The 22,271-nt window shown below is 59.4% G+C and carries 17 protein-coding genes and 2 pseudogenes; 10 read left to right on the top strand and 9 right to left on the bottom strand.

The window, feature by feature from the left end:
- Window positions 1-61 precede the first annotated feature (61 nt).
- The 3 genes from ACA062_RS16915 (at window position 62) to ACA062_RS16905 (ending at window position 2,427) form a co-directional block, all read left to right on the top strand.
- Entirely contained in the window at window positions 62-1,042 is a 981-nt protein-coding gene (locus ACA062_RS16915; RefSeq protein ID WP_497452127.1) for a LysR substrate-binding domain-containing protein, read from the top strand.
- Between the two features lie 197 nt (window positions 1,043-1,239).
- Window positions 1,240-1,761, top strand: coding sequence for a GNAT family N-acetyltransferase (locus ACA062_RS16910; RefSeq protein WP_497452126.1), 522 nt, complete (start codon window positions 1,240-1,242; stop codon window positions 1,759-1,761).
- A gap of 171 nt (window positions 1,762-1,932) precedes the next feature.
- A complete protein-coding gene (locus tag ACA062_RS16905) occupies window positions 1,933-2,427 on the top strand; it encodes a hypothetical protein (protein WP_497452125.1) in 495 nt (164 codons plus the stop codon).
- 128 nt (window positions 2,428-2,555) lie between these two features.
- On the opposite strand, the gene ACA062_RS16900 is transcribed toward ACA062_RS16905, so the two are convergent.
- Window positions 2,556-2,777, bottom strand: coding sequence for a cbb3-type cytochrome c oxidase subunit 3 (locus ACA062_RS16900; protein ID WP_497452124.1), 222 nt, complete (start codon window positions 2,775-2,777; stop codon window positions 2,556-2,558).
- A gap of 14 nt (window positions 2,778-2,791) precedes the next feature.
- On the bottom strand, window positions 2,792-4,219 hold the full coding sequence (gene ccoN, locus ACA062_RS16895; protein WP_497452123.1) for a cytochrome-c oxidase, cbb3-type subunit I: 1,428 nt from the start codon (window positions 4,217-4,219) through the stop codon (window positions 2,792-2,794).
- 398 nt (window positions 4,220-4,617) lie between these two features.
- Between ccoN and nirA the strand changes: the two genes are divergently transcribed.
- Both nirA and ACA062_RS16885 read left to right on the top strand, forming a co-directional pair.
- Window positions 4,618-6,291, top strand: coding sequence for a nitrite reductase NirA (gene nirA, locus ACA062_RS16890; RefSeq protein ID WP_497452122.1), 1,674 nt, complete (start codon window positions 4,618-4,620; stop codon window positions 6,289-6,291).
- A complete protein-coding gene (locus tag ACA062_RS16885; RefSeq protein ID WP_497452121.1) occupies window positions 6,288-6,767 on the top strand; it encodes a DUF934 domain-containing protein in 480 nt (159 codons plus the stop codon). Before nirA ends, ACA062_RS16885 begins: the two co-directional genes overlap by 4 nt.
- A gap of 128 nt (window positions 6,768-6,895) precedes the next feature.
- On the opposite strand, the gene ACA062_RS16880 is transcribed toward ACA062_RS16885, so the two are convergent.
- Window positions 6,896-9,250, bottom strand: coding sequence for a tetratricopeptide repeat protein (locus ACA062_RS16880; RefSeq protein ID WP_497452120.1), 2,355 nt, complete (start codon window positions 9,248-9,250; stop codon window positions 6,896-6,898).
- Window positions 9,251-9,462: 212 nt separating this feature from the next.
- On the opposite strand from ACA062_RS16880, the gene ACA062_RS16875 reads away from it, so the two are divergent.
- Window positions 9,463-10,134 carry a DUF3313 domain-containing protein gene (locus tag ACA062_RS16875; protein WP_497452119.1) on the top strand — a complete coding sequence of 224 codons (672 nt, stop codon included), beginning with the start codon at window positions 9,463-9,465 and terminating at the stop codon, window positions 10,132-10,134.
- Between the two features lie 133 nt (window positions 10,135-10,267).
- On the opposite strand, the pseudogene ACA062_RS16870 reads toward ACA062_RS16875, so the two are convergent.
- The 5 genes and pseudogenes from ACA062_RS16870 to ACA062_RS16850 form a co-directional block, all read right to left on the bottom strand.
- A pseudogene (locus ACA062_RS16870) lies at window positions 10,268-11,964 on the bottom strand (fused MFS/spermidine synthase).
- A gap of 200 nt (window positions 11,965-12,164) precedes the next feature.
- Window positions 12,165-13,272: pseudogene (locus ACA062_RS16865) on the bottom strand (sulfatase-like hydrolase/transferase); the annotation flags it as partial.
- A gap of 127 nt (window positions 13,273-13,399) precedes the next feature.
- The gene (locus ACA062_RS16860) at window positions 13,400-14,428 is read right to left on the bottom strand and encodes an HAD family hydrolase (RefSeq protein WP_497452118.1); all 1,029 of its coding nucleotides are present in this window, start codon (window positions 14,426-14,428) and stop codon (window positions 13,400-13,402) included.
- Window positions 14,425-14,757 (bottom strand): hypothetical protein, encoded by a 333-nt coding sequence (locus tag ACA062_RS16855; RefSeq protein WP_497452117.1) that lies wholly within the window; start codon window positions 14,755-14,757, stop codon window positions 14,425-14,427. The genes ACA062_RS16860 and ACA062_RS16855 overlap by 4 nt, the downstream gene beginning before the upstream one ends.
- A 10-nt stretch (window positions 14,758-14,767) precedes the next feature.
- The gene (locus ACA062_RS16850) at window positions 14,768-15,559 is read right to left on the bottom strand and encodes a hypothetical protein (RefSeq protein ID WP_497452116.1); all 792 of its coding nucleotides are present in this window, start codon (window positions 15,557-15,559) and stop codon (window positions 14,768-14,770) included.
- A 428-nt stretch (window positions 15,560-15,987) separates the two neighbouring features.
- Here ACA062_RS16850 and ACA062_RS16845 point away from each other — a divergent pair, with 428 nt between their 5' ends.
- The 3 genes from ACA062_RS16845 (at window position 15,988) to ACA062_RS16835 (ending at window position 20,410) form a co-directional block, all read left to right on the top strand.
- Window positions 15,988-18,540, top strand: coding sequence for a pyocin-S2/colicin E7-DNase domain-containing protein (locus tag ACA062_RS16845; protein WP_497452115.1), 2,553 nt, complete (start codon window positions 15,988-15,990; stop codon window positions 18,538-18,540).
- 2 nt (window positions 18,541-18,542) lie between these two features.
- The gene (locus ACA062_RS16840; protein WP_497457436.1) at window positions 18,543-18,818 is read left to right on the top strand and encodes a bacteriocin immunity protein; all 276 of its coding nucleotides are present in this window, start codon (window positions 18,543-18,545) and stop codon (window positions 18,816-18,818) included.
- 95 nt (window positions 18,819-18,913) lie between these two features.
- Window positions 18,914-20,410, top strand: a complete 1,497-nt coding sequence (locus ACA062_RS16835) for an S-type pyocin domain-containing protein (RefSeq protein WP_497452114.1) — start codon at window positions 18,914-18,916, stop codon at window positions 20,408-20,410.
- 109 nt (window positions 20,411-20,519) lie between these two features.
- On the opposite strand, the gene ACA062_RS16830 is transcribed toward ACA062_RS16835, so the two are convergent.
- Window positions 20,520-20,945: a YciI family protein gene (locus ACA062_RS16830; protein WP_497452113.1), complete on the bottom strand. Its 426-nt coding sequence runs from the start codon at window positions 20,943-20,945 to the stop codon at window positions 20,520-20,522.
- A gap of 423 nt (window positions 20,946-21,368) precedes the next feature.
- Between ACA062_RS16830 and tpx the strand changes: the two genes are divergently transcribed.
- Complete coding sequence (tpx, locus tag ACA062_RS16825; protein ID WP_150786809.1) at window positions 21,369-21,869, top strand: thiol peroxidase; 501 nt, start codon at window positions 21,369-21,371, stop codon at window positions 21,867-21,869.
- Window positions 21,870-22,271: the final 402 nt, after the last annotated feature.

Here is a 22,271-nt window from a genome sequence, read left to right as displayed (position 1 = left end):
GATTCATGAAAGATGCTCAGGATGAGAGGCTTCTGACAAGCGGATCGACAAGGAGTCAACGATGCCCTTTATGGAAACCCCAGGCCGTCAACATGTGGCCGATTATCGCGCGCCTGTAGACAAAACCGCGCCCTGGCGCACGCTGGCGGCGGGGCTCGATCCGGAGCTCGCGCAGGCGTTCCGGGTCATTGCCCGGTGCAGCTGTTTCATGCAGGCGGCTCGCAGCCTCAACATCAAGGCGACCCTGCTGCGCAAACAATTGGCGCAACTTGAAACGCAACTGCAGTGTTCATTGTTCAACCATAGCGATAATGGTCTTGCCCTCAGTCGTGACGGTTTGCAGCTGCAGGCGCAATTGATCGCCTTGGCCCATGAACGCGACTTGCCGGTGATTGAACAGCCGTTGATACGCCTGGCCGTCAGCGAAACCATCCTGCACGACATTCTCGGCCGCGACCTGGTCTCGCTGTTGCGCCGCAACGCCAGTGTGCGCCTGGACATCATCTCCCTGGACAGCGAACTGTCCCTGCAGGCCATCAGTGCCGACGTGGTAGTTTGGCTGGCTGGTACCGATTCGCCGCTGCCAGGTCCGAGTTTTGTCACCAGCGAACCCCAAGGGCTGGCGCGGCTCGATTACCTGCCGCACATTGCCAAGCGCTACTCGCGGGTTGCAGCCCGGCCGGACAGCCTGGATGACCTGGCCGATTTCATGCTGGTGCAGTGGCAACATGATCGTCAGGTCGAGCATTTTCGGCCATGGAACAGTGTGGTGGATCAGCGTCTGGCGGGGGTGGTGCAGTTGCATTCCTATGAACTGATGCTGGAGATGATCCGCTGCAGCGCATGCATTGGCCTGCTGCCGCACTACATGAGCCGGTTCGACCGGGGGCTGGTGGCATTGCCGGGATTGTTCAGCCAACCGATGCAGCGGCAGGTGTGGATGGCGGTCAATGCCGATTCCCGGGATGAGGCGGGCGTGCAGATGATCGTCGAGTTGATCCACAACACCTTCGAAGAGCGGCGGGAGTGGTTCGAAGGCTGAACGCGCTTGCAACTGTAGGAGCGAGCTTGCTCCGGGCGGCGTTCCGACGAAAAACGCAGGGGCGACGCGTGCTGTCAGATGCCGTGCGTTATCGTTGACGTCCATCGCGAGCAAGCTTGCTCCTACATGGTTCTCGCCATACCGGAAGAATGCGTTATAGAGTAGACGGCCATGTCTGTATCAAGGATGAATCACCCATGAGCGCCAGTGACTCTGTCATTTCTCTCGAACGCTTCAACGAATCCCACATCGACGGCATTACCGCGCTCTACAACGACCCGGCCATTACCCGTCAGGTGCTGCAAATGCCGTTTCAGTCCACCGAGGTCTGGCGCCAACGCCTGGATCCGGGCAACGAACGACATTTACAGCTGGTGGCGCTGCATCAGGGAATGGTCATCGGCAACATTGGCCTGGAGCAGTTTTCACGGATTCGTCGCAGCCATGCCGGTAACCTCGGCATGTGTGTTGCGGTGGCGTGGCAGGGCAAAGGCGTCGGTTCGACATTGCTGGCGGCGGCGCTGGACACCGCCGACAACTGGATGAACCTGCACCGGCTGGAGCTTTCGGTCTACGCCGACAACGAAGCTGCCATCGGGCTGTATCGCAAGTTCGGCTTCGAAACCGAAGGCCTGTTTCGCGACTACGCCGTGCGTGACGGCGTATGGGTGGATACCTTGAGCATGGCGCGCCTGCGACGCCCGCCCAAGGCCGGTTAAGTCACTCCCCGGAAGCGAACGTCACCGCCGCCTGCGCATGCAGTTCGGTGGTGTCGTGCAGGGGCTCGCCGTACCCCAGCCAGTACCGCTCACGCTTTTAGTCGTACGTCGCCAGCGCGCATCTGCCATGCTCAAAGTCCGCAGCACTGCTTCAATCAAAGGAACACCGCAATGGACGACGTACAGCAACTGGGTGAGATGCTTCGCCACTACGCAGAAAGCGAAGCGCACAAGAAACAACTGTTTGAGTCGCAATCGGCCGTGTGGGCGACGCGCATTAGTGAGCTGTTCGATCAGATTCAGCAGTGGCTGGAACCGGTCAAGGCGCCGAACCTGCTGGAAGTGAGCCGCGAGTCCTATGTCGCATCGGGGCCCAGCGTTCCGCTCGAGACCTCGACCTTCAAGACCGAAAAACTGAGCATCGTGATTGCCGGCAAACCGGTGGAGTTCGTGCCGGATGTGATGGGCGCCGGTGGCCAGATTTCCCTGGCGGTGATGGGCCTGACCGCCGCGCGGTATGGCAGCATTTCGCTGGTGTGCCTGCCGCCGTCCAGCAGTTGGCAGTGGCGCAAGACCAACGGCCTGAAAGACCCGGACACCTTTGCCTTCGATGCAAACTTCCTGGCGCAGCAGTTGCAGAGCCTGATCCCGCGCGATCGCGGTTGAATCTCTGAGGCTTACACATAACCCTGTGGGAGCGGGCTTGCCCGCGATAGCGGCGGAACATTCAACACATTCGTTGGCTGACATTCCGCTATCGCGGGCAAGCCCGCTCCCACAAAGATCGGGGGACATCAGATATCCATGTTTCCCCACCCGGATTTCACCTCCTCCGGCGCCACCGCCTTCACCGTCTTCCCCGTCGCCAATTCCACCCGCCGCGCCACCTCCGGATCATCGGCAAACGGAATCAGGCTCGCATCCTCCAGACTCTGGGCGGTGTGGTGCTTCAGGCAGCATTCAACCGCCAACCAAAGCCCCATCACCCCGACTATATTCAACACGATCAGGATCATCTCAAGCCCTCGCCTCAGGCAATACGCGCTTCACGCTCGGCCATCGCCATGCCCGACACCCGCACCGTGCGCCAGGTGTTGTAAGCCATCAGCAACATCCCGCCGAGGAAGAACACCCCGCCGGCAAAGCGCACTACAAACCCCGGATGGCTGGCCTGCAGGGCTTCGACGAAGGAGTAGGTCAGCGTGCCGTCGTCATTGATTGCGCGCCACATCAGACCCTGGGTGATGCCGTTGACCCACATCGACGCGATGTACAGCACCGTGCCGATGGTCGCCAGCCAGAAGTGCAGGTTGATCAGCGGCGTGCTGTACATCTGCTCGCGGCCGAAAACCTTCGGGATCATGTGATACATCGAGCCGAAGGTGATCATCGCCACCCAACCGAGGGCGCCGGCATGGACGTGGCCGATGGTCCAGTCGGTGTAGTGGGAGAGGGCGTTGACGGTCTTGATCGCCATCATCGGCCCTTCGAAGGTCGACATGCCGTAGAAGGCCAGGGACAACACCAGAAAGCGCAGAATCGGGTCGGTGCGCAACTTATGCCAGGCCCCCGATAGCGTCATCATGCCATTGATCATGCCGCCCCAGCTCGGTGCCAGCAGGATCAGCGACATGGCCATGCCCAGCGACTGCGCCCAGTCTGGCAGCGCGGTGTAGTGCAAATGGTGCGGGCCGGCCCAGATGTACAGGGTGATCAACGCCCAGAAATGCACGATCGACAACCGATAGGAATACACCGGCCGCCCGACCTGCTTTGGCACGAAGTAATACATCATCCCGAGGAAGCCCGTGGTCAGGAAAAAGCCCACGGCGTTGTGGCCGTACCACCATTGGACCATGGCGTCGGTCGCCCCGGAATACACCGGATAGGACTTGAACCAGTCCACCGGAATCGCCAGGTGATTGACCACGTGCAGCATCGCGATCACCACGATGAACGCACCGAAGAACCAGTTGCCGACATAGATATGTTTGGTCTTGCGCTGCACCACGGTGGTGAAGAACACGATGGCGTAGGCGACCCAGACCACCGTCATCCACACCGCGCCGGAGAACTCGATCTCGGCGTATTCCTTAGTGGTGGTGTAGCCCAGCGGCAACGTGACCAGCATCACCACGATCACCGATTGCCAACCCCAGAAGGTGAAGGCGGCGAGTCTGTCCGAATAGAGTCGTACCTGGCAGGTGCGTTGCACCGCGTAGTAACTGGCGGCAAATTGCGCGCTGCCGGCAAAGCCGAAAATCACCAGGCTGGTGTGCAGCGGGCGCAAGCGGCCGAAGGTGGTCCATGGCAGGTCGAGATTCATTTCGGGCCATACCAGTTGCGAGGCGATCCACACGCCCATCGCCATCCCCACGACGCCCCAGACGATGGTCGCCACGACGAATTGGCGCACGACCTTGTAGTTGTAGGCCTGTCCGATTGTTGCTGTGCTCATGGTCAATGCTTCCACGGTTGCAAAGTAGTGCCAGGCCACCCGGTCTGGCAGGTCATGCACTGTAGAAACCCTGCCGGAAACAAAACAGGCTCAGGGAAACGACATTTATGCGGATCAGATCAGGTGCCATGCCCGCAGCAATCCAGCGCGCACTGATATGGTTTTTTTGCCTTCAGGTGAATCTGTAACGTGCTGCGCCGCAGATCCATAGTCGCTACCTTGAAAACGAGCCACAGAGCTCGACTCCCGGCGCACTCCCTGTGGGAGCGGGCTTGTCCGCGATGGCGGCATCACAGTCAACATTGATGGCGCCTGACTTACCGCAATCGCGGGCAAGCCCGCTCCCACAGGTTCTGTGCTTTGACTGACAGCCCGAACCATCCTGATGAGGTAGCCACATGTATCAGTACGACGACTATGACCGGGCGCTGGTCTTTGAGCGGGTTGCGCAATTTCGCGACCAGGTCGAACGCTTCATGGCGGGCGAGTTGAGCGAAGAGGAGTTTTTGCCGTTGCGCCTGCAGAACGGTTTGTACCTGCAAAAGCACGCCTACATGCTGCGCGTGGCCATTCCCTATGGCACCTTGAGCGCGCAGCAGATGCGCACGCTGGCCAGCATCGCCCGGGATTACGATCGCAATTATGGCCATTTCACGACCCGGCAGAACATGCAATTCAACTGGATCGAACTGGCCCAGGTCCCGGACATCCTCGAACGTCTGGCCCAGGTAGAGATGCACGCGATCCAGACCTCGGGCAACTGCGTACGCAACATCACCACCGAAGCCTTCGCCGGGGTCGCCGCAGACGAGTTGATCGACCCTCGGCCGCTGGCGGAAATCCTGCGGCAATGGTCGACCATCAACCCGGAATTCCTGTTTCTGCCGCGCAAGTTCAAGATCGCCATCTGCTCGGCGCAGCAGGACCGCGCCGCGATCATGATGCACGACATCGGCCTGTATCTTTACCCCGGCGCCGACGGTCAAATGCTGCTGCGGGTGATTGTCGGCGGCGGTTTGGGGCGTACGCCGATCCTTGGGCTGCAGATTCGCGAAGGGTTGCCGTGGCAGCACCTGCTGTCCTACGTTGAGGCCGTGCTGCGCGTCTACAATCGACACGGCCGGCGCGACAACAAGTACAAGGCGCGGATCAAGATTCTGGTCAAGGCGCTGGGGATCGAGGCCTTTGCCAGGGAAGTCGAAGAGGAGTGGCAGTACCTCAAGGACGGTCCGGCGCAATTGACCGAGGTCGAATATGAGCGTGTCGCCAGTGCCTTCGTGGCCCCCGATTATCGCTCACTGTCCGATACCGACCTGGAGTTCGGCACGCGTCTGGCAGAGAATCCGGCGTTTGCCCGTTGGGTGGCGCGCAATGTCCAGCCGCATAAGGTGCCGGGTTATGCCAGTGTAGTGTTGTCGACCAAACCGGGCATCGCTGCACCGCCCGGTGATGTGACCGGCGAGCAGATGGACGCTGTTGCGGCGTGGTCCGAGCATTTCGGTTTTGCTGAAATCCGCATCGCCCATGAGCAGAACATTGTCCTGCCCGACGTGGCGAAAACCGAGCTGTTCGCCCTCTGGCGCCTGGCCTGCGAACAAGGCCTGGGCAGCGCCAATATCGGCTTGCTGACCGATATCATTGCCTGCCCTGGCGGCGACTTCTGCGCGCTGGCCAATGCCAAGTCGATCCCCATTGCCCAGGCGATTCAGGGACGTTTCGAAGACCTGGACTATCTGCACGACCTGGGTGACATCAGCCTCAACATCTCCGGCTGCATGAATGCCTGCGGCCACCACCATATCGGCAACATCGGCATTCTCGGGGTCGATAAAAACGGCAGCGAGTGGTACCAGATCACCCTTGGCGGCTCACAGGGCAAGCACAGCGCGTTGGGCAAAGTCATCGGCCCGTCCTTCAGCGCCGCCGAAGTGCCCGGAGTGATCGAGCGGATCATTGCCACCTTCGTGCGTTACCGCGAGAGCGAAGAGTTGTTTGTCGATACCTTGCAGCGCATCGGCCTGGAGCCGTTCAAGGAAGAGGTTTACCCGAAGCTGCTGGAGGTCTCGGCATGAACAATCTGCTGCGACTGGAAGACGGTGTGGCGCGGATTGTCGCTGACGATCCGTGGACGCTGGTCAGGAGCGTCGATACCGGATGGCCCGCCGGCCCGGTGATTGTGCCGTTGGCGAGCTGGCTGGAGGAACCGCAACGGCACGGCGTGTGGTTGGGCCCGGACGACGAAGTGGAGTGCCTCAAGCCGTGGCTCGACCATCTGCCGCTGATTGCCGTGGACTTCCCGAGCTTTCGTGATGGTCGCGGCTACAGCCAGGCGTACCTGCTACGGATGCGGTTGGGCTGGGCAGGTGAGTTACGCGCGGTGGGTGATGTATTGCGCGACCAGCTCAGCCATATGCGTCAGTGTGGTTTTGACAGCTTTGCGGTGCGTGAAGACAAATCCGCTGAAGATGCGTTGAAGGGATTGGCGGGGATGAGCGTGTTGTATGGCCGGTCGGTAATTGAGCCTCGGCCGTTGTTCAGGCGACGATAAGGGCTTCAAGATCGCAGCCTGCGGCAGCTCCTACATTGACCGCGTATAGCCATAATGACGCGGATGTACGCAACTCTTGTAGGAGCTGCCGCAGGCTGCGATCTTTTGAGTTGCCCTTGCACCGAAAATCACTTCAACGCCGGATCGCCCATGTTCATCTTCTTCCAGCCCTGCAATAACACCTGCGCCTTCGGCTCCTGCCCGTTCTCCAGGTAGTACTGGATCAGCGACAGTCGTGCATTGCGGTTGGCCGGCTGTTCTTTCAACAGTCTTTCCAGCGCCTGGCAGGCTTCATCGACCTTGCCGCTGTCATGCAACGCCACGGCGAGGACATAGCCATATTGGGCGTTTTGTGGCTCCAGTTGCGCGGCTTTATGCAGGGCCGGCATGGCTTGGTCGGATTTACCTGCACGAATCAGCGCCAAACCTTGAGTATGTTGCAGCATGGCGGCTTCCGGATGCTCTTTGAGGCTCTGTGCCAGTAGCGCTTGAGCTTCTTGACCGCGTCCGCCAACTTCCAGCCATTGCACCAGGGTCACCAGCGCCGGGTAGAAGTCCGGATCGCGCTTGAGGGCTGTGCGCAGCAGCGCTTCTACTTCGCCGCCGCGTCCGCTGGCCTGATAGAGCATGGCCAGGTTGAGGTTGGCTTCGGCGCGTTCGGCCAGGCTTTTCTGCACGTCTTCGTACTCGGTGATGGCCGCATTCCAGTTGGCCTGGGCGCTGCCCAAACCCGTTTGGGCAGCACTGAGCAAGTCCCGGGCCGCGGCGATTCGCACGGCCTTCACCGGATCGCCCAGCAATGGCGTCAGTCGCGACGCACGCTCCGCCGGCGGCAGGAACGCACTGATCGCCCGCACGGCGCTTTCGCGCACTTGCGGCGCCGGGTTGCTCAAGTCTCTGGTGGCGAGATTCAACGCCTGCTCGCTGGGGTAAAGCGGCAATTCGGCCAGCAAGGTCGCCCGCTGGATCGCCGGCAGATGGCTGCGTTGCAGCTGCTCGTACAAGGCTTGCGCCGCGCCGGGCCGGCCGTTGCGGATCAGCCACAGGCTCTCGTCATAGCGCGGAGCCTGGGCAGGGGTGGGACTGTTCCAGCGCTTGAACTGTTCGGTGACCTTGTCACCGGCCTTGCCCTGGTGACAGGTCAGGCAGGCGTCCGGGGTGCCGAGTGTGTTTGCTCGCACAGGGTCGGGAATGCTGAAGCTGTGGTCATGGCGAAAGTCATTGCCCATGTAGAACTTGCCGGGCATGTGGCAATCCACGCACTGTGAGCCGGGCTGGCCGACAGTGTGGCGGGTGTGGTCGATTGAATCGTAGTTCTTCGCCTGCAGGCCCTTGCCGTCGACGCCTGCCACCGAGGTGTTGCCGGCGCTGTTATGGCATTGCAGGCACACACCGTTGCCCGGTGCCTTGAGTTGGGTGCTGTGGGGGTTGTGGCAGTTGCTGCAGCGCACGCCCTTGTCGAACATTTTGCTCTGGGCGAAGGACCCATGCTCGAACACCTCGTCCTTGATCTTGCCATCCAGGGCATACAACTCGCGGGTCAGGGTGCTCGGCAGGTAATCGTCCATCAGGCGCTTGCCGACGGTGAAGCCGTCGTCCAGTGGCGCACGGCGGGCGTGGCAGCGGGCACAGGTTTCGATCTCGACGGTGGCGTCCTTGTCCTTGAGATCGACGGCAAACCCCGCATCGATCAGGCCGCCTTTTTTTGCGGTCCATTCCAGGTGATTGGAGGCTGGACCGTGACAGGCCTGACAGCCGACACCGAGGCTGTTCCAGTGACTGTCGAAGGTGTTTTTGACCGGATCGAAATTGCGCTTGAAACCGGTAGTGTGGCATTCGACGCACATGAAGTTGGCGTTCTGGCTCGGTTTGCTCCAGTGCAGCGGATTCTTGAAATTCACGCCCTGGCCGGGGTAGAGGTGAAACCAGCGCTGTTTCCCGGTATCCCAGGCAACGCCGAGGGCTTGCAGGCGACCTTCGCCGACCTCGATCAGGTATTGCTGCAACGGTGCGACACCGAAGGTGTAGGCCACCTTGAAGTCGGCATTCTTGCCATCGATGCCGGGTGTATTGACCCAGAATTCATCGTTTTTACGGGAGAAACGGGTCGTTTCTTTTTCTGCCTTGAACGTGACGTTATTGAAGTCACCCAGCAGGGTCTCGGCATTGGCCGGCTGCATCGCCAACTGATGATGGGAGCCCTGCCAGTCCTTGACCTGTTCACTGTGGCAGCCCTGGCACTGTTGTTCATCGACCATTTGTGCCGGCACCACGGCCACCGGTTGCGGCTTGACCGGCGCGGCCACGGGCGTGCTGGCCGGGGCATAAGTCACGGGGGCCGGTTGGCTGCTGAACAAAAACCAGCCGATGCCCGCGACGACCATCAGCAATATACCGAGGGTGACGGGAAACAGATAACGGGCGATCAGGGTCGGTGCTGAATCAGGGTTCGGTACAGGCGCTTTATTTTTATGTTTCGGCATTGCGACGTCCATAGTCCAGGTGCGTTTGCCGTCAGGCGCGCGTTACAGCTCGATGCAGCTTTGCCGGATGGCCGGCTTCTGTCAAATGACGGCTGTGATCCGGTGGCTGTTAGGGCTGAACAGGGTGATTTTCACAGCAAAAGGCGCTGCATTGGCTATACCTGTAAGACCCTTGTTCGTACCCTTGCCGAACCGCTTACAGGAGTTACAGCATGAAGCTTGCATTAATGATGAGCACTCTGTGCATTGCCTCGATCGCAATGGTGGGCTGCTCCAGTAAAGTCGTGGAACCGGACCAGTATTCGGGGTTTCTCAAGGATTACAGTCAGCTCAAGGAAGCCCAGTCACCCTCGGGTGCTACCGTGATGCGCTGGGTCGATCCCAAGCTCGACATCAACAAGTACACCAGCGTCTACATTGAACCGACCCAGCTCTACCCCAAGCCCCAACCGACCGCGAAGATCCCTCAGGGCACTCTGAACGGTATCACCGGCTATTACGATCAGGCGCTCAAGCGTGAAGTGGGTAAATCCCTGCCGCTGGCGGCTGGCCCTGGCCCCGGTGTGCTCGTCGTGCGTGCAGCGATTACCGCCGTCAGCAGCAAGACCGAAGGCCTGAAGCCTTATGAAGTGATCCCGATTGCCCTGCTGGCCGCGGCGGTGAGCACGGCCAGTGGCATTCGCGATCAGGAAACCGACCTGGCCACGGAAGCGGTGTTCCTTGACGGCGCAAACAACAAGGTCCTGGCCCAGGTGGTGCGCAAAGGCACCGGCAAACCGCTGGAAAACGAGTCGCAGGTGATGAAGGCCGATGATGTGAAAGGTGTGATCGATGGTTGGGCTTCGGATTTGCATCAGTCTTATCTGAAGCTCAAGTCCAAGTAATTTATTGAGGCTGAGGGCCCCATCGCGGGCAAGCCCGCTCCCACAGGGTTTGGTGTCGTTCACAACATTTGGACACTACACAACACCCTGTGGGAGCGGGCTTTCCCGCGATAGCGGTCTCCCAGACTCAGAATCACTCCCCGACAAACCACCGGAAATACGGATTCCCCCCATCCCCGCGCATCACCTCGCGAATATCCCTGGCCCAGGCATCCCGGTCGCCATCATAGGCATGCAGGCTCGCCCGATAAAACTGCATCAGCCGCTGCTGGTGCGCGTTCATGCGCTCATGGAAGCCCGCGTCCGCATTCACCAGCACGGGCGGCTGACGCAGGTCCAGAAGCGCCGGCAGCACGCGAGTGATCTCCTTGCTCCGTACCCACGGCGCATACTCGATCCGGGGTTGATCGTCAGTGACGGGCAGCGCGTCTGCGGCGAAGCGTTCAAGGCCCGCGCGATCGGTCACCCAGGTGGCGAGCAAGGCAGCCGCCGAACCAATGCCTACGTCCTGTAAGGTGCTGCGCACGCTGTCCTGCTGCAAGCGTGCGCTGATTTTCAGCACATCCAGTTCGATCGGCTCCATCGAACCCACCAGCAGCATTTCGTGAAACTCACAAACCCGCAGAGCATGACCCCGATAATCCCGCCCAGGGTGTTGAACGCTACCACCGCGCCGACATCCCGACCGATCCGCTCGCGACCGACACTCAAGCGCAGGGCCAAGGGGAAAGCGGCTCCGAGCATCAGCGTTGGCACAAAAACCATGCTCATCGCCGTGACTGCAAACCGGGCGCTCATGCCCGGCAGTTCGCCCGCGCCCAGCGACAGCACCCAACTTTCGGCCAGGCTTTGGGCAACCACCAGCCACCGTCCGAGCAGGGCGATTTCCAGCAAGGCGACCAGCCCGGCACCGGCAATCAGCAAACCGAACACCCCCCAGGGATCGCGCAGGCGATCGACCCGACGGGCCAGCAGGGCGCTGCCCAGAAACAGCCCGGTGAGGTAAGTCGCCAGCACAACGGCGAACGCGTAGGTGCGGGTGCTCATGAACTGCACGATGGATTGCGACCAGACCACTTCGTAACCCAGGGCCACGCCGCCGGCGATCGAATACAACCACAAGGCCAGACGGTCCGGCGCGGTGCTGGAAGGGTGCTTTGCCGGTGCCTGGAGCGGCACCGAACGCTGGCGTTGGAACCACAGGGCACCGACGGCGGCCAGCAAGTTCAGCATCGCCGCCGCCAAGGCACTGCCGCGCACGCCGAGGGTCGCGATCAGCACGAACGCGGCCAGCAGGGTGCCGGCAATGGCCCCGGCAGTGTTCGCCGCATAGAGCTGCCCGCCGGCCTTGCCCAATTGCTGCGGGTCGGCCGCCAACGAGCGCACCAGCACCGGCAGGGTGCCGCCCATCAGCAGCGCCGGAATCCCGATCAAAGCAAACGGCAACGCCCAGGCCAGCAGGCCGACCTGTTGTTCCAGCCAGGCAAACGGACTGGCCGCCAGGCTCATGGCGAACGTCGCGCCGACACCTAGCACCGCGACCAGCACTTCCAGCCCTGCATAGAGCAGAACCGGCTTCGACAAGCGATCCGCCCAACGGCCAAACAGCCAGCCGCCCAATGCCAGACCGGCAAAAAACGCGCTGATCCCGGTGGTGATGGCGTAGACCTCGACACCGACCACCAACGACAGTTGTTTGATCCACAACACCTGGTACACCAGCGCCGCGGCACCGGAGACGAACAGCAGCAGGGCAGGGATCAGCAGCGCCGGGGCTTTGGCGTGAGAGGCGGGGATGGCCGACGATTTGCTGGCGACACGTGAGGACATGGACTATTGCCTTGTACAAATTTCGAATTCAACACAACCCCCTGTAGGAGCTGGCTTGCCAGCGAAGGCGGTCTTCCGGTCAAGGTAGATGTCGCCTGAAATACTGCTTTCGCTGGCAAGCCAGCTCCTACAGGAGGGTACGTGCTGTCATCTGGAAAAGGGGCCGCTCGCCAATGAGGGCGAGCGGCGGTCATGCGGTCTTACTGTGCAGCTTTCATTTTTTTTTCGATTTTCTTGTCTACCGCCGCACGGATCTGGTCAATGCTGAAGCTGGCCGGTTTCTGGCTCGGCGGATACTCGACGAACGTCTGCAGGAACGCCGCAGACTTGCCGACCGCTACAGCCGCCAGGTAGACGTTTTTGGTATTCCAGTCGTAAAACTGATCGGAAACCACGTCCGCCCGTTCATACGGATCCATCCGCAGATTGAGGATTTTCGGCACCCGCAGGCACACGAACGGTTCGCTCCAGACCCTGAAACCACCCGGTTCCCGTTGTTCGCAGAACACCACTTTCCAGTTGTAGAAACGCATGGACACCAGCACGCCGTCGTCGTCGTTGAAGTAGTAGAACTCCTTACGCTCGCCTTTAGGCTGTTGGCCGGTCAGATAAGGCAGCTGATTGAAACCGTCCAGGTGCACTTTGAAGTTGTTGCCGCCCGAGGTTGGCGCCCAGCCTTTGAGCAGCTTGTCCTTCACTTCGGCATCTCCAGCCGCCGCGAGCAGGGTCGGGAACCAGTCCATGCCCGAGAACATCTCGTTGGAGACTTCACCGGCCTTGATCTTGCCCGGCCAACGAATGATCGCCGGTACCCGATAAGCGCCTTCCCAGTTGGAGTTCTTCTCGTTACGGAACGGCGTGGTGGCCGCATCCGGCCAGGAGAACTGGTTCGGGCCGTTGTCGGTGGTGTAGACGACGATGGTGTTGTCGGCGATTTTCAGGTCGTCGAGGGTTTTCAGCAGTTTGCCGACGTCACCGTCGTGCTCGAGCATGCCGTCCGCGTATTCATTGCCGGGCATGCCGCTCTGGCCCTTCATCGAATCGCGCACGTGGGTGAACACGTGCATACGGGTGGTGTTCATCCAGACGAAGAACGGTTTGTCGGCCTTCGCCTGTTTCTCGATGAACGCTTGCGCAGCGGCGATCACCCAGATGGTTCTTGCCGAACTGGCCGGTGGTGTAGCCCTGGGACTTGAGCGCCTGGGCGATGGTGATGTCGCGTTTTTGCAGGCCGACCGGCGCGCCCGGTATGCCGACTTTCGACAGGCCGGTCCGCAGCGGCGTCTGGCCGGTGATGAATCGAAATCGCCAGGACCGAGGCCGCCACCAGGGCGAGTTCCGGTAGCCACTTGCGTATGCGAGTCATCTGACTTGCTCCTTTTGCGCTGGGTCGCGTGGTGCGACAAACGTTCTTTGCGGTCCTGCGTAACGCTTTTTACTGCACTTGCTCGGGTGTGGCGGCCTCGAACGGATAGACCCGGCGCCATTCGGACGCCATGTCGACGATCGTCCAGCCACGTGTATTGGCTTCGTCCAGGGCCTTGTCCAGACGGCCGATATCCGAGTTGCGGTCATAGGCCCATTCGCGTTTGGCGTCGGTGTGGTGCACCAGGCCCATGAGGCGTTTGCCTGGCCCGGCGGCCGTCCACTGCAACATTTGCAGGTCGCCGTCGGAATTGCCGAACGCCAGGATCGGTCGGCGCCCGATGACCGCGTCGATGCTTTCCGGTTTGCCCGGCCCGTCATCGTTGTGGGCCAGTCTGGGCGTGCGCACAATCGACGGCTGGCCATCCTTGAGCTGGTACGCCGTGACGAAGGTGGTGCCGATGACTTGTTCCGGCGGGATGCCGTAGACCTTCTCGGCGAAGGCACGCATGAACGCGGTATCGCCACCGGAGACGATGTAGGTCTTGAAGTCCTGGCTGCGCAGGTAGTCGAGCATTTCCAGCATCGGCTGGTAGATCATCTCGGTGTAAGGCTTGCCGGTTTTCGGATGGCGGGCCCGGGCCAGCCAAGTCTTGGCGTAGTCATCGAACGCCTCGGTGGTCATGCCGGTGTGGGTCGCGCCGAAAATCTTCAGAATGCCGTCCATGCCCGACTCACCCAGGGCCTTGTGATCGTTTTCCAGCACGGCCTTGAACGGCTGGGTGGTTTTCCATTCCGGATGCTGCGGTGCGGTGCGCTTGACTTCGTCGAAGGCGAACAGCAATTCGAAGTACGCCGGTTGTTCGCTCCACAGGGTGCCGTCGTTATCGAACACGGCGATGCGATCGGCGGGTTTGACGAAGTCCTTGCTGCCTTGATCGGTCACCGTCCGGACGAACTCGATGATGTTGGTCTTCGCCGGGCCGTCGTTCCACGAGGGCAGTGGCTCGCCGGTCTGGGCGAGCGCCGGCAGGCTCAGCGCCAGGGTGAGTAGGAGCAGCAGCCCGTAGCCTTGGCGGATCGATAGCGGGTTCGTCATGGGGAATCCTTCTCGTGAACGGGATTAAGTGGTCGCAGTGCGGGTGCGGCTGATTCGTTGTTGTGTTTGGCCTGACTTTGCAGCGTAGCCAAGGATTGCCTGAGTCGGCGCTGCGCCTGATCTTCGGTCGGTTCACGGCTGTAACAAGCGCGCAACAGGTCTTGCAGGCGCGGGCCTAAGCTTCCTTGGCAATGCCCAATGCCCCGGGCTTCTTCCGGAGTGGCGGTGAAACCGGTCGAAGACTGGGTGCCAGGATCCTGGGCACCGACGCCGCAGCTGACAAACATCGTCATCAGGCTGTAGCTGGCTGCGCGAATTACACCGTGCATAGATAAATCCTCATTTGCCGAAGGTGACGTTGAGTCCGGCGAATAGCGTGAACTGTGGCAAGCCGTCGCCCTTGTGCTCTACGGTCCACTGCGGTTCGATGAAGGCGTTGAGGATATTGGGCCCGGACTTCCAGACTTTGCCGGCGCCGAACCCGACAGGGATGTAATGGGTGTCGTTCTTGAGGTCGAAGGTCCAGGTGCCGGTGGAACGCAGGTACCAGCCCTTGTTCAGGTTGTGAATGATGAACGGTTGCAGAGTGGCCGACTCAACATGCTCGCGGTCGCTGTCGCCGGCAAAGGAGCTCTGGTATTGCACCAGCGCCCCGAGCAAGCCGCGGGGCGATGAATCGATTGCGACGGCGGCCAGACCGGCCTGCCATTTACCCGTGCCGAGTTCGTCCTGGTCGGCACTGGGCGCGGTGATCATCGGCCCGATACCCAGCTGCACACCCTCGGTCTTGAGCAGGAAGATGTCGAACAGGTTCAGATCACCTTCACCGGTGCTGTAGCCGCCGTTGGGATCGGGGCGGGTGCTGATCGGCGCAGTGGCGCGTAGCAACTGCGGGACGCCGATGAAATCGTTGGGCGCAATCGGCAGCGTGCCGCGCACCAGCAGGTCGTTGCTATGGATATTGGAGTCGTAGTATCTCGGGGTGTAGTAGTCCTGCAGGTTCATCCCCGGCGCGAGGTTCAGCGGGTTGTTGCTTTTATTGGCGGTGTCAGCGTTGTCGGCGTGTGCACAAAAGGCTGACGCCAGCGAGGCCGCCAACAACAAGGCGTTCGCTCCTGAATTTTTCGACATGATTCCCCCGGTTCCCTGGTGGCTCAGCGGACGACTCGGCACTTGGCGGCCTTTGACGCGTATTTTTTTCCAATCAAGCCTGTAGGACGCGTCTGTAAAAGTTAGCAGCTAAACGGGGGTTATCCAGTTGTGGGGGGTTAAATCCTTGGGTTTGTGTACAAGATTTCAACAAATATTAGTGTACTAAAAAGTTAATGCGGATAAGAAAGTTGGGCGCTGACACGACAAACTTCTTCTTTGGATGAGCACAGCAGGCAGGCTTTAAAGCACCTGTGATGAGGGGCTCATTGTCGCTGCCTGGAACAATGGCAGCTCTCTTGACCGCTGGTAACGCATTGATCCTATAAATAAATTCGACCTATATATATGTACCGCACCTGAGCATTACTCCATCGACATGCTGCGCCCTACAGACAAGGAGAGACTGTATGGCACAACAAACACTCAACGATGGATCAACAGGAGATGTCGTCATCAGATCCGGCCCGCCGGCTTCGGGTGGCGGTGGCGGCTCAGGGGGCGGCGGCTCTGGAGGTAACCGCGTAGGCGCGTCCGGGGCATTCAGCGGCCCCAGTCAAAGCACAAGAGAAGCCAGGAGGCGAGTCAAACAAGAGTACCTGCAAGCCCAGGAACAACAGCGAATTCAGGCAGCGGCCGCCGCGGCACAAGCGCAGGAACTCGTCCGTGCGCAGGCGCGACAGCAAGTGCTCGAGTCGTGGATGCAGCGGCATCACAACTTCAGGACTGCTGTCGACCAAAGCTTCTCTGCCAAGGTCGCGCAACTGGAGTCATCGCTTCAACAGGAAATTTTGGCGGCTAATCGCGCACCCAACAACGATTCGACCGAACGCTGGCAGCTGTATCTCATCACCAAAGAGAAAAACGAAATTGACGGGCTGATCGCTCGTAAAACTTCAGAACTCAACGCAAAGAACGCGACCGCCCTTGCGTTCGATGGTCACAATGCGCTCGTTCGCTCAGCGAGTGATTACCTGGCGCGCCTGGACCAGTTCGGCGAGGCATTCGGTACTGGTCATCAGATTTGGGAAAACGCCTATAACGCCGCCCATGAGGCGAGTTTGTTGTCGGCACAAATCAATGCGCTGACGGAAAAATCCAATGCCTTGTCCAGGCACCATGCCGAACAGACCATCGCCTGGCGCGAAAGAGAAGCCGGCTGGGAGCGTCAGCGACAGGCTGCCGAGCAACGCGATGCGCGCATTCGCTTCAAGCAGCAGGCCGATGCAGATTCGCGCATAGAGCGGGTCAGGCAGGTCAACACGCTGACAGTCCCTGTCACTGCGCTTGCCCATGGCGGGATGATCCTGTCCCAGGAAGCCATACAGGTTGCACAAGAGGTCGCCGCAGCGCTGGAGAAAGCAGTTCAGGCGGCCGCCGATACGCTCACCGATGTCCTTCGCATTGCAGCAAGGACAGGCCCGGTTTTCGTCACGGCGATGGTGTACTCACCCACCCTGGGCAATGGCGAGTTGACTCCGGAACAACGCAGGCGCTTGTTCCACGCTGTCGTGCCGGCTCAAGTACTGGGGCTGTACGACCGTCAAGAGCTGCAAACGATCGCTGACGCGGGCGGATCTGCAGAGGTGGAGTACCGGCTCAAAACCGTTGCCATACCGGAAGGTACTGCGATCATCGCCGTCAGTACCGGGGGTGACATCGATTCTCGGGTTCCAGTCGTCAATGCAGTACTCGATCCCCTCTCCGGGCTCTACACCGCCGAGATCCCTGGGGCGCCGCCCCGGCACTTGCTGATCACGCCTGATTCCACGCTTCAGCCCGCCATGACGAACCCGTCTCGATTGGCTGTTACCCCGTTCGAGGTTCTGGACATCCCGTCAGGTGTCGATTTACGCATTCAGGACTGCATCGTCTGCGTGCCTGGCCTGCCACCGACCTACCTGTCCTTCGGTTTGCCGCCGATGGGGGCGGGCGTCGTCACCGGCACCGGACAACCGCCAACTACTGACTGGTGGCGTTCGGCCCCCCAGACGCAGGGGGCAGCCATTCCCGCTCAAATCGGCGATCAGTTTCGAGGTCGGGAATTCAAGTCGTTCGAAGCCTTCGACAAAGCCATGTGGCAAACGCTTGGAGAGCATCATCTGCTTGCCTCCGCATTTGATGAAGTGAACAAAAAACGCATCGAACAAGGCTTCGCACCCTACGCGCCGAAAAGCACGTGGGTCGGTGAACACCGTGAGTTCGAACTGCGCTATCAGGAACGGTCAGAATTCTGGTCTGATCCTTTCAACCTCGACAACATCAGTATCAAGACGCCGAATAGTGCTGAGGGCTGGCTCGGGATCGCGCCAGCAGTTGTTCCTTGGCCAATACCACCAGCCACTAGCTGGAAACCTTTGGTGCCGCCGGGCAGCGAAGATCTCGGCTCGACGACATTGCCCATCACGCCGACCTTACCGGTGGTTAATCCCGGCAACCCGGCCATCCCGGTCCTACCGGAAAACGAGACGTTTCCGGCTGTTGACGAAGGGGAGATTGGTGCGAGAATTCCCGGGTTTCCGGGGGATATGGAGCTGCCTTCGCCGGATGCTTTGTTTCGTGATCGACGGGACGATCCAGGTGTCGCGACCGGGGTGGGGCAAGCGGTTTCAGGGATATGGTTGGGTGAGGCTGCGCGGGGAGTGGGGGCACCAATTCCTTCGCATATTGCAGATCAGTTGAGATTGCAGGAGTTTCGTAATTTTCATGGGTTTAGGCGTGCGTTCTGGAAGGCGGTTGCGGCAGATCCGGACCTCAAGTCTCAATTTACGCCTATCGATTTGCACTTGATGAAAAGGGGCAAGGCTCCTTATGCACCAAAAGATGAGAGAAATGGGGGGCGCATTAAACATGAAATCCATCACATAGAAGAAGTTGCTCAAGGGGGAGCAGTTTACGATATGGATAATTTGGTAATAATGACTGCGAGACGGCATATTAATCTTCATGGAAAAGGAAATTAATGATGATTTTCAAAGAGAAACTTGAAGACTACACAGAAGCCGAATTCTTACAATTCTTACGAAGTCTTTATGAAGAGAGAGACGACTTATCCGCTGATGAATTTGACGACCTCATCGCGAAGGGCGTGAGGCATTTCGAGTTAGTGACTGAGCATTCAGATCGCTCTGACGTCATTTTTTACCCTAAGGAAGGGTGCGTAAGTACGCCGGAGGATGTGCTAAGAGTTGTTAAAGACTGGCGTGCAGCTAATAAAAAACCTGGTTTCAAACCAGAATAATTTGCCCCTCTATCGATTTAACGGCACCCGCTCTTAACCGAGCAGGTGCCATTGTCTTCGGCAGTTCCCCCAAGTGTCAAAAGGAAGAACAAAAGATGGAACTTAAAGCAACACTCAAGGAATACACCGCGTCGGAATTTCAGGCGCTGGTCGAGAGGATCTGGGCCGTCGATTTACCCAGGCAGGACCATGACCGGCTAATCAATCATTTTGACCGGATCGTCGGTCATCCCCAAGGCGCAGACTTGCTGTTTTACGCCGACGATAGTGTCATCAGGAACAGCGCGGAGCTGGTCGTGCATAACGTCAGAAACTGGCATGAACAACAAGGCCTTGCAGCATTCCAGAACGAGGCTGTCTCCGCCCCGCGTCCATTGTTACCGGCGAGCCCTGTCGCCCGCAGCCTGATGGAGGTGCAAAAAATTGCCGCGAACGTGGCCGGTTCAGAACAAGCCGTGGAAATGGCATTCGGCGTTTTTGAGCGGGATATCCAGCATTCGCGCAGTCGACAGAGCGCTCCGCTGGCCATTTCTGAACAGGAAGCGAGCATACGTGCCCTGGAGCTTGCTCAGCATGAAACCTTGATGGCCGTCAGAAAATTGGAATTCCATAAAATGCGCATTGAATTCGCTAAAAAAAGTGCTCAGAGCGACCTGAAATTTGCGCGGTCAGAGCAAGCGCAGTGGCAGGACATCGCACAACAGATCAATGCCACGCACGACCGTTACATTGCGCTATCGGCCACCGTTGCCCAGCGGCATCGTGCGCTTCATGACCAGGCCGAACCATTATTGGCAGGGGCGCAGGAGCAATTGCTTCGTTCTCGTACCCAGGCCGGCGCCGGGTCTTCGAAAACCGCTCACTTGATGACTGCGTTACTGGCCGTTGCCAATAAACGCCCCGCCGTTCTACTGGAAGGCGAACCATCGGCGTTGCAGCTTTCTCAACAAGTTGACCTGCAAAAAACCATTCGTTCGGCTGTCGCAGAATTTACCTGGCGCAATACGTCAGGCGAGTTGAGTGACGAGAACCAATGTGCAGGTGTATTGCAATTCGAATTTTCCAGCCGCGCGGATACGAAAATTTTCGGTCTCAGCGTTCCCTTGTCCGAGTTGCAGCCGCTGGAGGGGCAGGATTGGCAGACGCTGGCGGCAGACGGGGGCGAGGTCGATGTTCTTCTTAGAATGGGCACATCTATCGTACCCAGTAAACCCGGAACGATGTTCAAGGGCTTGCGCGAGATCAAGGAGCTGGAACAGGTTTACATTACGCCGTCGCCGCGAAACCCACCGACCTCCCGGGTAAGGGTCAGAGTGGCGCAATATGACGAGCAACTCAACGCTTACAGTTTCACCGCTGACGGCAGCGCACCGATCACCGTTCGTTGGTCTGATCCGGTCACTCTCCAAAGAAGTGTTCCCGCCGCACCAACGGCATCGCCTCGCCTGGGGTTTGTCCAATCCCCGTCAGTACCCACCCTCGAACCCCTCGCGGGCGAAGGGAAAGACCTGCGGATTGACGATTATATCGTCGTCTTTCCCGCCGAATCAGAGCTTGACCCGCTGTACGTCATATTCACAAGTCGACAGTGAGCATCCGGTTCAACCGGTGGAGTACGAAGCGTTCGATCACGTCCATCGCCAACTGCAAAGGCCCGGGCGTGATCGCGCTACCGTTTGACACCCATTCAGGCTCAATGAGTCAGGGTTTCTTCATCTGCTCACGCAGTCGTTCTTCCTGCTCGCGCAGTTTCGAGGTGAATTCGTCACCGAAATCTTCCGCCTCATACACCTGGCGGATTTCGATCTCGGCGTCGGTACCGGGCATCGGGTTGGGGCAGCGCTTGACCCAGTCGATCGCTTCCTGTTTCGACTTCACCTGCCACAACCAATAGCCGGCGATCAGCTGGTTGGTTTCGGCAAACGGGCCGTCGATCACCGTGCGCTGGTCACCCGAGAAGCGCACACGGGCGCCTTTGCTGCTGGGCTGCAGGCCGTCGCAGTCGATGAGGATGCCGGCCTTGGCCAGTTCCTCGTTGAAATTGCCCATCGCGGTCATCAGTTCTTCGCTGGGCAGGATACCGGCTTCGGAATCCGGGCTGGCTTTCACAAAAATCATGAATCGCATGGTCTTGTCTCCGCTGGATTTGAGTGACTCACTGCTAGTCGAATGACCCTGTCCTGAATCGACAACGCGGCGCACGAAAGATCACGGCAAATCTTCCTGACACCCGAGCCCCTGTAGGAGCTGGCTTGCCAGCGAAAGCGGTGGGTCAGTCGACATAGTAATCGCTGAAACGACGCCTTCGCTGGCAAGCCAGCTCCTACCGATCGCGGAAGTGTTCGGAATTGAAGTCTGGCGCAAACCTGGAGCAGCCGCAGGCTGCGATCAGGGATTTGCGGTGTGAGCAGATGAAACGCGGGTTTTTGTATCCAGTTTTGCAGGGTACTGAATGACAATTTGTATCTGAGCATAGGTCGTCAGGCCATTTCGTGGTTAACTTCGGCCTCGTCAAAAATCTCCACAACAACCATCAGAAGGACTCCGTTCATGGCTCAAGTCACTCTTAAAGGCAACCCGGTTCAAGTCAACGGCCAACTGCCACAAGCCGGTTCCAAGGCGCCAGCCTTTTCCCTGGTGGCCGGCAATCTGTCCGACGTGACCCTGGCAAGCTTCGCCGGCAAGCGCAAAGTATTGAACATCTTCCCAAGCGTCGACACCCCGACCTGCGCCACGTCGGTTCGCAAGTTCAACGCCCAGGCCAGCGACGTCGCCAACACCGTGGTGCTGTGCATCTCCGCTGACCTGCCATTCGCCCAGGCCCGTTTCTGCGGCGCCGAAGGCCTGGACAACGTGCAGAACCTGTCGACCCTGCGCGGTGCCGAGTTCATCGAGAACTACGGCGTAGCCATTGCCGATGGTCCGCTCAAAGGCCTGACCGCCCGTGCCGTGGTGGTCCTGGACGAAAACGACAACGTTCTGTACAGCGAACTGGTCAAGGAAATCGCTCAAGAACCGAACTACGACGCGGCCCTTGCTGTTCTGAAATAAGCAAACGTTTACAATTAATAACGGCCTAGGGGGCGTTCTCACTGAATTTCCCCGCCGCGTTGTCGCCTTAAAGCGGGCCAGGCAAGGCGCAGGCCGCTGGGAATGGTTGTTCCCTTTCCAAGGCCTGCAACGCAGCCTGGCCCGCTTTAAGGCACAACCCGAAGGGCCGGGCCTGCTGTTGTGCAGGGCTGCGTTGCTCGAAGCTTATTTGGAATGACCAAACCACGCTTCTCGCGCCTTGCCCTGCACAACAGCAGACCCGGCGCGGCGGGGAAATTCAGTGAGAACGCCCCCTCTGTCCAGGCCGTTTTCATTTGCGCTTCAGTGCCTTAGACAAACCTCCTGATACGTAAGCCAAAGGTAAATTGCCGGTAAAGGCGCTTTGCTAAACGCCCTCCAGTG

It is taken from the genome of Pseudomonas sp. LBUM1679 (assembly GCF_059695565.1).
This window is presented reverse-complemented; position numbering and strand designations above follow the sequence as displayed.